Annotated in this window: 12 protein-coding genes; 3 read left to right on the top strand and 9 right to left on the bottom strand. The window is 40.6% G+C overall.

Features of this window, described 5'->3' with window-relative positions:
* Positions 1-415 precede the first annotated feature (415 nt).
* Positions 416-628, top strand: coding sequence for a hypothetical protein (locus AC1XUO_RS08875; RefSeq protein ID WP_483329416.1), 213 nt, complete (start codon positions 416-418; stop codon positions 626-628).
* A 63-nt stretch (positions 629-691) separates the two neighbouring features.
* Here AC1XUO_RS08875 and AC1XUO_RS08870 read toward each other — a convergent pair whose 3' ends face one another.
* The 8 genes from AC1XUO_RS08870 to AC1XUO_RS08835 all read right to left on the bottom strand — a co-directional run bounded on the left by AC1XUO_RS08870 (position 692) and on the right by AC1XUO_RS08835 (position 8,946).
* Positions 692-1,273, bottom strand: a complete 582-nt coding sequence (locus AC1XUO_RS08870; RefSeq protein ID WP_483329415.1) for a Crp/Fnr family transcriptional regulator — start codon at positions 1,271-1,273, stop codon at positions 692-694.
* A gap of 770 nt (positions 1,274-2,043) precedes the next feature.
* Positions 2,044-2,316: a hypothetical protein gene (locus tag AC1XUO_RS08865; RefSeq protein WP_483329414.1), complete on the bottom strand. Its 273-nt coding sequence runs from the start codon at positions 2,314-2,316 to the stop codon at positions 2,044-2,046.
* Between the two features lie 405 nt (positions 2,317-2,721).
* On the bottom strand, positions 2,722-4,047 hold the full coding sequence (locus AC1XUO_RS08860) for a Gfo/Idh/MocA family protein (protein WP_483329413.1): 1,326 nt from the start codon (positions 4,045-4,047) through the stop codon (positions 2,722-2,724).
* Positions 4,048-4,332: 285 nt separating this feature from the next.
* On the bottom strand, positions 4,333-5,631 hold the full coding sequence (locus tag AC1XUO_RS08855) for a hypothetical protein (RefSeq protein ID WP_483329412.1): 1,299 nt from the start codon (positions 5,629-5,631) through the stop codon (positions 4,333-4,335).
* A gap of 27 nt (positions 5,632-5,658) precedes the next feature.
* Entirely contained in the window at positions 5,659-6,915 is a 1,257-nt protein-coding gene (locus tag AC1XUO_RS08850) for a hypothetical protein (protein ID WP_483329411.1), read from the bottom strand.
* A 27-nt stretch (positions 6,916-6,942) separates the two neighbouring features.
* Positions 6,943-7,851 (bottom strand): DUF4097 family beta strand repeat-containing protein, encoded by a 909-nt coding sequence (locus AC1XUO_RS08845; protein ID WP_483329410.1) that lies wholly within the window; start codon positions 7,849-7,851, stop codon positions 6,943-6,945.
* A gap of 9 nt (positions 7,852-7,860) precedes the next feature.
* Positions 7,861-8,433 carry a hypothetical protein gene (locus AC1XUO_RS08840; RefSeq protein WP_483329409.1) on the bottom strand — a complete coding sequence of 191 codons (573 nt, stop codon included), beginning with the start codon at positions 8,431-8,433 and terminating at the stop codon, positions 7,861-7,863.
* A gap of 3 nt (positions 8,434-8,436) precedes the next feature.
* Positions 8,437-8,946, bottom strand: a complete 510-nt coding sequence (locus AC1XUO_RS08835) for an RNA polymerase sigma factor (RefSeq protein WP_483329408.1) — start codon at positions 8,944-8,946, stop codon at positions 8,437-8,439.
* 747 nt (positions 8,947-9,693) lie between these two features.
* On the opposite strand from AC1XUO_RS08835, the gene AC1XUO_RS08830 reads away from it, so the two are divergent.
* Both AC1XUO_RS08830 and AC1XUO_RS08825 read left to right on the top strand, forming a co-directional pair.
* The gene (locus AC1XUO_RS08830) at positions 9,694-10,494 is read left to right on the top strand and encodes a metallophosphoesterase family protein (RefSeq protein WP_483329407.1); all 801 of its coding nucleotides are present in this window, start codon (positions 9,694-9,696) and stop codon (positions 10,492-10,494) included.
* Positions 10,495-10,500: 6 nt separating this feature from the next.
* Positions 10,501-11,094 carry a hypothetical protein gene (locus AC1XUO_RS08825; RefSeq protein WP_483329406.1) on the top strand — a complete coding sequence of 198 codons (594 nt, stop codon included), beginning with the start codon at positions 10,501-10,503 and terminating at the stop codon, positions 11,092-11,094.
* A gap of 70 nt (positions 11,095-11,164) precedes the next feature.
* Here the strand turns inward: AC1XUO_RS08825 and AC1XUO_RS08820 are convergent, their stop codons facing one another.
* Positions 11,165-12,748 (bottom strand): RagB/SusD family nutrient uptake outer membrane protein, encoded by a 1,584-nt coding sequence (locus AC1XUO_RS08820; protein WP_483329405.1) that lies wholly within the window; start codon positions 12,746-12,748, stop codon positions 11,165-11,167.
* Position 12,749 lies beyond the last annotated feature (1 nt).

Raw genomic sequence — 12,749 nt, 5'->3', positions numbered from 1 at the left:
AACCCAAAATGAAGCCCGGGTTGAATAAAATAGTTAGGCCATTTTTTTTCAACAAGTTTAAAAGATTCCGGGACATTAGTTCTTACGGGCCAATAACTACATCCAATAGCTGGTTCAAAAAAGAACCGGTTTTTAAAAAACCTGAACTGGTAACCCAAATGAAAGTTCAGATACAAGGTGTAGCCATTTCCAATCTTTTTTTTATTCTCATCCATATACTTTTCAAAAGCATTCAATGCATAAACGGAAGTGTATATACCTTTCCACCAAAAACGCTGGTATCCTAGTGTGGGCGCAAGTATACGTGCATGGCCCGGATAGTTTAGTCCCGGTGCATCAAAGGATGGTCCAAAAGGAATACCTATCGGCCAGGAATAAATGGATCTTTTGAATTCAAAGGAAACAACATCTTTCGGTGTTATCCTATATCCGACATTTAACTGGACATACTCAGGGTTATTTACTTTGGAAAAATTTCCTAACAGAAAGAATGAACTTCCAATATACCACTTTTTGTAAGTGCTGTCTTGTTTGGCATTTTGCGCATTCAACTGTAAACTACCTGCCAACACGAAGGCAAGGCCAATCCATAATATTTTCTTTTGCATATCTTTTTAATTGCTGTTAAACGATACTGCAAAAATGGATTGGCGATAGACTTAAAATCGTTCACTTAAGTTAAGAAATGGAGTTACGCTTTGTCTTTTTCCAAAACTCTTGCTCTTAGCCGGCTTAATGATTGTGGCTTTATACCTAAGTAGCTCGCTAGCTGGTGTTGTGGAATACGTTGTAAAAGGTCTGGTCTTTTTTCAATTAAATTCAGGTATCGTTGTTCAGGAGAAGAAGTCTTGAACTCGTCAAAATTGATTTGTTGTTTGGCTAACAATTCTTCCGATAATATCCGACACATGATTTCAAATTTTGGAAATTTACTGTTTATTTCTACTTCCATATCAGAATCGGAAACTGAGATAATACTGTCTTCCACACAACTAACGTAATACTCTGAAGGAGCTTTATTGATAACACAATGCGGCGTCAAAGCGTCCAATTCGGTAAAGAAGGCAGTAGTTTTTTCTTCGCCATCTATTACGTAATATTTCCTTATGCATCCTTTTAAAACAAAGTAGCTATCTTTCGATTTCTGTCCTTCATGCAGTAAAGTCGTCCCTTTCTTAACCGAGCGAAACAGGTTTAGCGAAATGATTGCGTTCTTCTCTTCTTCTGTCAGCGAAATGTATTTTGAGATAAAGTCAAATAGTAGTTCTTGCATTGTTATGATGTGTGGTTATGTTGTTGCCTTCTGATACACTTGCCACCAGCGGTAATTTGTGAAAAAAAATACCGCGAGATAAGTATCAAATATATGCATTAATTTTCTTTGAAAGAAGGTGGATTTATAGTGTTTTAATTTATTGTTAATCAATGAGATATCTCTTATTTTATTTCAGCAACCAAATATACGTAGTTTGATAAGAAATGGGTGATACCTGAACGCTACCAGTTCAAGAAATATGGATTGAGCCCGCCCTGTCGCAGTCGTCAGGTAGGCGAACAGTGTACGGGTTGCCTGGAATGACGGTCGAGCGCTAGAGTGCTTTTAATAAACTGAAGTGGCTGAAGCCAACGGCCGGAATTATAATGCGTGAAAAGCACTTTCCCGGAGACGGAAAGAGATACACAGGCATAGATTCCGAACATCAAGCTCAGGTTGTTGTAACTATACGAGCCAACAGGGCTAAGAGAAATTCAAAGGTCACGTTTACAAAATGAAAAGGTTATTAGTTATCCTAAAAATTGCTAAGTTATTGCAAGGACAAGTATTCCCTAACAGAAATATCCGACAATGACCCAATTTTATCCAAATCAGCACAAAACAACAAGAGTTTTTGATTATTCGAAATGTACACTTTTGAGTTTTGCTGGTTATTAAAGCCTGTCCGATTGCCGCTTTACCGAGGCGGTGAATTTGCCGATCCAATGCTCATTAGATGGACAAAGTCTGAACTTATTCCGAAAGTATGTTCCTGAAGTAGATTATTGTTAAAACTGCTTGTTTAAATTGTGGTATTCAATTTTTTCCATGTGTGGAAAGTACGGCAAAATTTCAATAAGTTCCTTTGTCTTAGTTTCATCAAGGTTTTGAAATATTAAAACAGCGTCTTTTTTTGAAACAGAAATAAAAAAACTCTCCAAAATGTTTTCTTTTTTCCACTGATTCACGAATTCCATTTCCTTTTTTGGTAGTTCAGGATTTGATTTTATTTTCTCAATTCCGCTGTCTGATAGTGTGATTAAAACTAATATTCTGTTCATGTTTTTTGATTTCAGATTGATTAGTAAATTTAAAATTAAATTATTTCTCGTTGTCGAATTATCGTGAAATTTGTCAAAAGTTAAATAAACTTTGCATTGTCGCAATTTAGTCTCAACTGAATTCTGTCTGTTGTGTCATACGATTGTTTGGGTGATTTTTTAGAAAAGTCAGCAGCTGACTATCAGCAGGTAACGTTTTGGCTCTTCGTGTCGTGGCTGTAAACAGGACCTCAAATTCAAATCATTCATTGTCAGTCGACTGCGTAATTTAGACCACAGTCCAAACCCCCAAACAATCCCCCACAAGTCGAAGCCCGCAGGAGATTTTTTTGGGTTTGTCAAAGCAGGATAAAGGGTCAACTACAAAAAAGACATTAAACCGAAGTCCTTATCCACTTTCGCAATCTAGAATTTCCGATAAACCCCACCCAGATACTGGTTGGCATCTTCTTCTGCGAATTGCGCTTTTTTGGCGTCCCAGTGTAATGTTTTATTTGGGAAACGCCCGGCGATTACGCCTAGCAAAATAGTTTCTGTAAGCCGGGAAGCATAAGAGAAGGGTGCGCTGCATGTTGCTTTGCCCAAACACGCATCCACAAATTCGTGGTAATGTTTGTGCACTTCCGAGCTATACTCACGAACCGGCTCGCTCAATTTGAATTGTGAGATATCAATATCCTTATAGGCACCGTCAACGATCAGTTTGGGCATGACCTGGAAATGCGGCAGATATAATCTCCCTTTTTCTCCGATGAACATCGCTCCCTGGTCGTGCAGGTCAGCGCCGTCCGGAAGCATCAGATCTTCGCGTTGTTTATCTGCGCCCACGCCATCATACCAAACCCATTTCAGCGTATCTGCGGTATATTTTGTTCCCGGAAATTCATAAGTAACCATGTTTTTTTCAGGGTATCCAAATCCATTCGGTCTTCTGCAATTGTTGGTAATCGTTCTTGGAACATCCAGTTGCAAAGCGTTGTAAGGCGTATCAAAAATGTGTACACCCATATCACCCAACGTGGCACAGCCATAATCAACAAGTTTCCGCCAGTTGCCCGGATGGTAAAAACCATCTTTGTAAGGTCTCTCTGCCGAAGTGCCCTGCCATAAATTCCAGTCCAGATTTGCTGGTACAGGATCGCCAGTTTCAGGAACAGGACCATTATACCCCCAGTTTTTTGGCGACCAGGCTCTCACGGTATATACTTTTCCAACAATTCCGGATTGGATCAGCAAAGTAGCGAGTTTGTAGTCATAAAAAGAATGCACCTGAATACCCATTTGGGTTACCAGTTTTTTGTCCTTGGCCATTTTATCCATCGCCCGCGCTTCTTTTACATAATGCGTAAGCGGTTTTTGACAATATACCGGTTTATCCATTTCCATGGCCATAATCGATGCAGGTGCATGTGTATGATCAGGCGTAGAAACAATTACCGCATCAATATCCTTGCTCATTTCTTTAAGCATCACGCGGTAATCCTTGTACGTTTTTGCATTAGGGAATTTGGATTTCACCTCCGCCAAAACAGTTGAATCAACATCACATAGTGCTACCACATCGACGTTGCTATGAGAAGATATGGATGCAAGATCTGCCTGACCCATTCCGCCCAGACCGATATGCGCGGTTCTTAATCGTTTGTCGGCGGAAAATGCCCATGATTCGGCTGGGATCATGGCAAGGGAAGATAAAGCTGCCGCATTTTTAAGAAATTCTCTTTTATTCATGAATCAAAAGGTTAAACTTTTTGGGGTTAGAAATTAGGGATATAAATTTTTCTTCAAACTTAACGGTGTGCCATAAACGGGTAAGTCTGACAACAGGTCACTGAAAAGCTTAAAATTGAGCTCTTTTTAGGTCAATTCCAAAAAATGGTGTGCTGGCTGGGAGGAAATTTTTGAAGTAGTTCAAACCAAGGGTATGAACGTCATGCCTGATCATCGTGCAAACTTAATAAGATAGGGTATAAGCTCGGTGGTAGTTTGAATACAGACACAAATTTGGATTCTGCATTAGCGTCCAAGTGCGAGCCCGACGCCAATGTTTGTTCGTAACCCGTAAGTGGTTTGGTTACTTTTTAATTGGTCTTTGACGTTGTAGGAGGTGTTCAAGTCCAGATAGCCGCGCCGGAAAACCCTGAGTTGAAATCCAACCAACGGACCTGCCTGAATAATGTTTGTTTCACTGATCAAATCCTCGCCTGGAATTGCCGAGCCACTATGCTTGCCCTTGTAATAGTTATACTCAGTATGTAAGCCGGCATACCAACCTGAAAGGCCGTTGCCTCCTTTTCCTTTAAGCCTTTTGCTTTTTTGCATAAAATAATACCTTGGCTGCAAAGACAGAATCAGGATTTTTTCGCGGGAATATACGTTCGCGTAAGGAAATGTCTTTGTAATGCGTTGGTCGTTATTGCCATATCCTATGGTTTCCTCATGGTCATACCGGAGATTATTGAAGCCATTGTTTATGGCTGCGTCCAATTCCACATTAATTGTCCACGGAGATGTTTTTATTTTCCGCTCAAAAGCTACTCCCGTCTGGATCCGGTTTAAATAATAGCCAACCGTAAGTTCAGGGAGCCTGATTTTCCATTGCTGGCCCTGGAATTCATCACAAAGTAAGATATCACAAAAAGGTGCGGTGGCTGATTTTTTCCAGTCCCCAATCGCAAACCCAAAGCTTGCCTGCGTTGAAAACTGTAAGCCGGTTGTAGCAAAGCCGTAGGAATAATCAAATACGGATTTAAATACGGCAAACGAAAAGTCCATAAAACCATGATTCAAAAACCGCCTTTGAAATCCAAATTTAAGTCCTGCTTTCGGATCGTCGTCAAACGTTCCGGGCATATTATAAAAAAGGGCAGCATAATTCCCGCTAAAATTGTTTGCGCTTTTACCAGCTTTAATCCTTTTGTGCATATTCACAAACCATCGTAATTGCGCATCTAATACCGTATTTTGCAAAGACTCTTTAACCGGTCGCTGAACCCCATGCAATGGGAAATGACCAGATAATGCCAATGAAAATGCAGGGAGGAATTTAATCTCATAACCAACGTGAAGCGACAAGTTGTTCAGAGTCTTATCGTCGGTCAACGGATATGGCACTGCCTGATAATATTGCGACAGACCAACTTTAAGCATGTGCCGCGTTGGCACTTTTGTCATGAAAACATTATCATATCTGTCAATAAAACGCTGTTTTTTAAGTGTATCACTTTCCTCTGTAAAAAATATTCTCGTCGTGTCCTGCGCGAACGAAATATCTGCTACTAAACAAAAAAAAACGAGTGTTAATATTTTTTTCATAGATTACGTTGATCTTTTTAAGTACAGTTAAAAGGCAAATCCAAGTCCAAGATTACCTCGAAAACCAAAAGAGCGCTTTTTTAAATTCAGTTCATTATTAGCATTGTAGGAAATATTGAAATCTATATACCCATGCTTAAAAAGTCTTTGCTGAAAACCGATTAAAGGACCATAACTAATGACTTTTCGCTGAATAACCTTGTCTCGCTTAAAGATCTCGCTATGCCTGCCTGAGTAAAAGTTATATTCCGTATTAATTCCAGTGTAAACACCAGACAGTCCATTACCACCATTTCCCCGCAACCGTTGCCGGTTTTGAAGAAAGTAATACCGGGGTTGAGCTGCAATTATCGCCGAAATTTCTTTTGAAACGAACCTATCAAAAGAACCATAAAAATCCGGATAACGAATGTTCTCCATTTTCATGTAATTATAACCTTTGCTCAGACCGATATCGAATTGAAAGTTTATAGAAAATGGAGACGTTTTAATCTTACGCTCGTAGGCAATACCAAGTTTTATTCTATTTAAATTATCACCGAAAGTTAACTCTGGCAATTTTATTTTTATTTGGTCGACCACAAATTCGTTACACCGTAACAGATCACAAAGCGGAGTCTTGTCAGCCTTTTTCCAATCTCCAAAGGCAAACCCGAAATTTGCCTGGGACGAAAAAGTCCAATTGTCCAGAATCCCATAATGAAACCATGGTACGTCTTGTTGCAAAGCAATTGCAAAGTCCATGAACCCTGAATTAAGAAAACGTCTTTGAAAACCTAATTTTATTCCTATTGTAGGATCGTTTGCAATCGTACTCGCCAACGTGTAATTTAAAGCAAGATAATTTCCACTAAAGTTGTTTGCACTTTTTCCAGCTTCGATTCTTCTGCGCATGTTAAAAAACCATCGCAATTGTGCATCAATCACGGTGTTTCCCCACACTCTTCTGAACGGAATTTCCTTACCATAAAATGGAATATGCCCGGATATCGCAACTGAAAAAGCAGGTAAAAATTTAAATTCATATCCAGCTTGCAGCGAGGTATTATTCCACAAAAAGTTATCATGCAATGTGAAAGCAATAGCCTGATAATACTGCGAAATCCCAATTTTAAACATGTGCCGCGTCGGCACCTTCGTCATAAAAACATTGTCATATCTGTCAATAAAACGCTGTTTTACAAGCGTATCCGGTTCTTCTGTGAAAGTGATTTGTGTAGAATCTTGTCCAAATGCAGATTTAACTAAAAATACATAAACTAAAAAAAGGAAAGTTTTCTTCATGGCTAATAGTCAGAGGTAAGCGGTGCACTATTTAATGGTCAGGTTACCGAATTCGGCACTGATCTGCACATTGGCGAGCCGGTTTTTGGAAAAGAAGGCATCCTTGAAATCCGGCGTATTTCGTTTCCATTTAAACCCGTTTGGAAGTTTCATCGTCGTGTAGGCACTGTTAATATCATAATCAAAATGTTGCCAGTTTTTCGTAACCATCGTGACCACTGCTTTTTTCGACTGAATCGCAAGGCTTGTCAATCCGGCAGAAGGAGATATTTCGACGTTTCCATATAGGGTGTTCATGCGTACGACACCGCCAATGTTCTCTAATTGCAGATTGGTATGATCACTCGTGAAAGAAAAAGTCCCTGAAATTTCAATGGCTTTTAATTCTCCGAAAGTCGTTTCTAAAAGCCCTTTTCCTTTGATGTTTGCCAGTGACGTTGTACAAAAATCAGCACTCAGTTTCAGGTTATTCGTAAGCCCTTTCATCTGAATTGTTCCAAACGTATTTTTCAGATCAACCGAACAAGTCGGCGGAAGGTGGATCGTATAACGTGCTTTCAAATTTGACAACGGTTTACTTTCCCCTTCTCTCAACAAAATGTAATTTCTCAGAAAATAATCCTTCCCGCTCCGATCGGCTATGTATTTAATTTTTCCAAGATCGGTCGCCGCCGTCCGTTTATCAGGATGCCTGGCGGATAATTCCATCACCACAACAATTTCCGCTCTATCCCAGGCAATAAGTTCAATGTCGGCTTTCTCAGCATTAATGAAAAGTGTGCGTATAGTGTGGGCAGTCACGGTCTTTTCAATCGATCTGGTGGCGACCTGCAAAACGCCCTGACCATAGACCGACTGAAAACCGTTGACCGTAACCCAATAAAAGAGGATTGTAAGTGCTGTTAATCTTTGAAAAATATTTTTATACAATTTCATGATCCTGATTTAAATCATTTTAGCCATTTCATTCAACACTTCTGCTTTTTCCCGCTCCACAACACTGAATTGGCGAACCAATTCGGGCTCCGTATTATATTGTCCCATCGCTTGCTGCAACTGGTGCGCAGCGGTTTGAAGTGTTTCATATTCATGCTGCAATTGTTTAAAATTCTGATTGCTGCATACCGTTGTCTGCGCTTCACAATAGGCTTTCAGTTTTGCATATTGTTCGTCGGTAACCTGTTCATTTTGAGGTTGAAGCCGCGCATCAATCGATTCCTGCGAGAAGGAAATCGTAGGATTGGTTCCCGGAACCATCCACAATCCGCCAATACCAGTCAGCAACAATACAGCAGCAGCATACCACCAATGCATTTTTTTTACTTTCGCATTTGCCGTTTTGCTTTCGATGGCTTGCCAAACAAACTCGTCCGGTTCAAATTCCGGAAGGTTCTCCAAAGCATTTTTAAGCGGAATTTCATTCAGCTTCCGGTCAATTTCAGTCCATATAAAATCGGAAGGACCTGATGATGGAAGTTTCGAAAGCGCCTCTCTTAAAATATTAATATTCTTTTCCATAGGTTATCTCAACGTTAGCATACTGCGTAACTTTCTGCGGGCATGAAAGAGCTGCGACTTTGATGTGCCCTCCGAAATATTCAGCATCACAGCAATTTCCCGGTGTGTATATCCTTCAATTTCTGCCAGCACAAAAATGGTTCGAAAACCATCGGAAAGCGATAAAATGGCCGTTTGCAGATGTGCGACATTGATGTCAACTTCTGCCCAGTCAATATTCTCTCCATGCTCTTCCTCAATATTTTGCCAGATGACCAGCTTCTTCTTCTTTGTTGACTTTCTGATCACAATCTGCTTGATCCAGGCACCCAGAGTGGCGTCGCCTCTGAATTGGTCCAGATGTTTGAAAACTTCCAAAAAGGCGTCCTGCAACACGTCGTTCGCATCATCGTAGTCGCCCGTGATGCGGTAAGCAAGCGTATACATAGCATTCTTGTACCTGTCGTACAGGTGCCGCTGTGCAATCCGATCATGTAACAGGCAACCCGTAATCAATTCTGCCTCCGAGGTCATAGGAAGTTTTTAAGTATTTAGTTAAAGAGGCAAGATAAATGAGAAATGGTTGTATGAAGATGAAAATAATTTTTGTTGGCAATAACTTCATCCGGCTGCATCGATAAAACTGCATTCTTATTGATCAGTATAACTATTCAAAAAAATCTACTATGGATGCGAGATAGAACCTGATACTCTTCGGCAGTTCGATATTGGATATTTGGAGAACCCAGGGCCTGGCAATGCATGTAAATTTTGTTTGAAAATGTTTATGTTTCGCAGAGGAATCAAAAATATTTTAGAATTAAATTTAGACGCATACAACCATTTGATCTTTAAGTAACCTCTTTAAAATAATGCCGGGTAAATGTCAAGTAGTGACTTATCAAAATCACCTTTTGATTGACTCAATGCCTTATTTATTGCTGAATAAAAGTTTATGAAAAGTGCCAGCAGTTGTTATTTTATACAAATTGGCAGGCTACGAATGAAATTGTAGTGGAGGGTTAACAAAATCATTAATCGGAGTGCGGTCTCGTCCCGTTATTAACATATCTTTTAATTGAATCAGGTAAGTGAGATAACGTATATAAATAGGAGTTAGGGGATCTGGCTACTCAATTTCTCCTGTTCTTATTTGAACAGACTGGTTGCGCCAGTTAACATACCGTAAGGAATAATGACGGGTAAAAGCACTGACTTTGCCTGACGGAAAACTTATGTCCTTTTCATCATTTCAATAAAATAATACGCAACGAAAAAGCTATGAAAAATATCTGGATGACGATTCTCCCACTTTTTGGCATGCTTATCATTTCCTGTGATGATCCTTTTGGCTACAATCCCAATGAGATTATCCTGGCAGAAAATGAAACAAATATTCATGCCAAAAGTATAGAGCGAATACAAAATATCCCCTTGGGTGATACTTTAAGGTTTATTTTGATGGGAGACACCCAGCGGTGGTATGACGAATCAGAACTCTTCGTAAAAAGTGCCAACAGGCAAAAGGGAATTTCTTTTGTACTACATGCTGGTGACATTTCAGATTTTGGTTTATCGCAGGAGTTTAAATGGATCCATGAAATAATGCTCCGGCTTAAATTTCCATATCTGACCGTTATCGGAAATCATGATACGGTTGCCAATGGACGGGACAATTACCAAAGAATGTACGGAGCTATGAATTATTCTTTTGATTATGCAGGTCACCGGTTTGTCTTTATCAATACAAATTCTCTCGAATATGCATTCGATGGTAAAACACCGGATGTGCCGTGGCTCAAATCTCAGCTGGAAAACTACGATGATAAAAAGAAAATTGTCATTGCCCATGTTCCTCCTTACGACGGAGATTTTGACCGGAATTTAGAAAAGCAATATGCTCAGATTCTTAGCCAGGCAAAAGTTGACTTCACTTTATACGGGCATCAGCATGCGTTTAAGGGAGGGGAGTATTACAAAGATGGTGTTGCCTACCACCAAACAACAAGCGTGGGAGCTCGTGGCTATTTGATCATTACCAGCTGGAAAACCGGATACAAAATCGACCAAATTGAATATTAGCCAAAGATGAAAAAGCTTATTGTATTTATGCTGCTGACTGGTTCAGCCACATTTGCCCAGCATTTAACCGACTCATTAAAAATAAAGAAATGGTATATTCCGGATCACGTTAAAATGCAGTTTGCTGGTAATATCGGATTCATTTCCGGAGGATTAGGTTTTGCTTCTCACAATAAGAAACTGGAAACGGATTTGCTTGCAGGTATTTTACCGGAAAAGTTTGGAGGAGATGCGCTGGTCACATTCAGTGCCAAAACAACTTATTCACCCTGGAAAATTAATTTTAAACACAACTACTATGCAGCACCTTTTTCATTAGGGGCCTACTTAAGTTATACTTTCGGTCCACAATTTGATTTTAAATGGCCTTCATATTACCCCGCGGGTTATTATTGGTGGGCGACTGCGATTAGGTCCGGTGCTTATATGGGGGGTAAAATCGGAAGGCAAATTACTGTGAATAAAAGAATAAGTGCAGTGGAGTTATACTATGAGATTGGAAGCTACGATCTGTTGATGATCAGCTATGTGCAGAATAGAAACTTTCTTAAGCTTTCTGATATTTCAAATGTGTCCTTTGGTTTGAAACTGAGTTTTTAGATGGACTCATTTTCGAAAAAAAACAGGACTGACTGGTTGAGCAGTATCAGTCCTGTTTTGAAATTATTATTTAATATCCGGGATTTTGAGGGAATGTTCCGCCCATTAAATCAATTTGGTCCTGTGAGATCGGCCAGCGTACCATGTGTGGCTGCATGACGATACCCACTTCATTGGATTTTGCACTACCGAATTTTTTGTAAAGATTCACACGCTCAATTAAAACACCCATTCTTTTGAGCAAGAACCAGCGGCCTCCTTCGAACGCCAGTTCTCGGGCGTGCTCATCCAGAATTGCATTTTGATCGATTGATTTTAAATCAAATGTGCGATCGCCAAAAGCTCTGAAACGAACCTGATTGATATAACCCAGCGCTTTTGCATCGGTGGAATTATTTGATAACCTCCAGTTCGCTTCGGCCGCGAGTAAAAGTGTCTCGGCATAACGCACCACCATAATATCCTTGTAGCTCGCAGCTGTTCCAGCGGGTTTAACAAAATCCTGATATTTCCTGATGCTCCAGTGGTATTGCCGGAAATTGTCAGGGTAGGATGTCCTCGGTAATTTTTTTCCGAAAAACGGCGAGCCCGGTTTGTTGCCTATGATGGTGTCCGGATAAAAATAAGTTGAAAAACGTTTGTCGGGCGACAGGCCTGTCACCGGATCCCAGCTCATCAGACTTTTTAAATAATTATTCGGAGTTGTCCAGCCATAACTGTTTCCACCGTAAACATTGTCTTCAATGACGTGCCCACCGGGCATCTCATAATACCGGCACTGGAACACCGCTCCCATAACGGTATTACTACCTCCCGATAGGGCATCATTTCCTCCTAAAACCTGATCCATCTGCGTGGTATAGATCGCTTCCGCATGATTCACATTCGCCCCGAAAACATTTTCTACCGACTGCAGCTGATAGCCACCTTTTGTAATAATTTCTTCGCACTGCGCTGCTGCGGTTGCCCAATCATTTTCCCAGGCCGCCACCTGTGCACGCAGATGACGAGCCAGGCCAAGGTTCACCTGACCAGGTTTTGCCACGTATGTTAAATTGGCTATTGCATAGTCCAGATCAAATTTTATCAATCCTAAAACCTCTTCTTTGGTCGCAGGCTCAAATACGGTGGGGTCAAATGCATTGGCGGCCGTTGTAGGGATGGTGTCGATCAGGATATTGTCATACAATTGCCAAAGTTTAAAATAGGTCATGGCCCTGATCACCTTTGCTTCTGCGACCAACGTGTTTTTGCTTGCAGGCACAGTAAAGTTTACGTCACGCGCATTGGTGATCACCGCGCTCGCCCGGTCGATCAACTGATAACCTGCCGGCCATTTTCCTCTTGGGAAATTGATTGCGTTCATGCTGGCTTTGTAAAGTTGCGCGTCGTTAAATGTACGTGTACTCCCTAAATCATCTGCGCAGTATAGCCAGAGATTATTCTGAGTTGTTCCATTGGCGTCACTCACCCTTTCATAGGTGCGTTGTAAGTTATAAAGTCCACCAAGTGCCACTTTCAGGCCCGCCTCGTCCTTATAAATTACGTCGGAGCTAATTCGTGTGAAGTTTTCTTCTTGCAGCCAGTCTGTGCAGGAGGACGTCAGGAACAAAAGTCCCAGGAATCCAAAAAGCATGGTAACAGTATTTTTCATT

The sequence above is a fragment of the Dyadobacter sp. HNCC25DJ186 genome (assembly GCF_056895235.1).
This window is presented reverse-complemented; position numbering and strand designations above follow the sequence as displayed.

Coding starts and splice junctions, on each gene's coding strand:
- AC1XUO_RS08855 (WP_483329412.1), bottom strand. CDS start 5,631: ATGAAAAAAATATTAACACTCGTTTTTTTTTGTTTAGTAGCAGATATT.
- AC1XUO_RS08825 (WP_483329406.1), top strand. CDS start 10,501: ATGAAAAAGCTTATTGTATTTATGCTGCTGACTGGTTCAGCCACATTT.
- AC1XUO_RS08850 (WP_483329411.1), bottom strand. CDS start 6,915: ATGAAGAAAACTTTCCTTTTTTTAGTTTATGTATTTTTAGTTAAATCT.
- AC1XUO_RS08870 (WP_483329415.1), bottom strand. CDS start 1,273: ATGCAAGAACTACTATTTGACTTTATCTCAAAATACATTTCGCTGACA.
- AC1XUO_RS08860 (WP_483329413.1), bottom strand. CDS start 4,047: ATGAATAAAAGAGAATTTCTTAAAAATGCGGCAGCTTTATCTTCCCTT.
- AC1XUO_RS08835 (WP_483329408.1), bottom strand. CDS start 8,946: ATGACCTCGGAGGCAGAATTGATTACGGGTTGCCTGTTACATGATCGG.
- AC1XUO_RS08820 (WP_483329405.1), bottom strand. CDS start 12,748: ATGAAAAATACTGTTACCATGCTTTTTGGATTCCTGGGACTTTTGTTC.
- AC1XUO_RS08840 (WP_483329409.1), bottom strand. CDS start 8,433: ATGGAAAAGAATATTAATATTTTAAGAGAGGCGCTTTCGAAACTTCCA.
- AC1XUO_RS08865 (WP_483329414.1), bottom strand. CDS start 2,316: ATGAACAGAATATTAGTTTTAATCACACTATCAGACAGCGGAATTGAG.
- AC1XUO_RS08830 (WP_483329407.1), top strand. CDS start 9,694: ATGAAAAATATCTGGATGACGATTCTCCCACTTTTTGGCATGCTTATC.
- AC1XUO_RS08845 (WP_483329410.1), bottom strand. CDS start 7,851: ATGAAATTGTATAAAAATATTTTTCAAAGATTAACAGCACTTACAATC.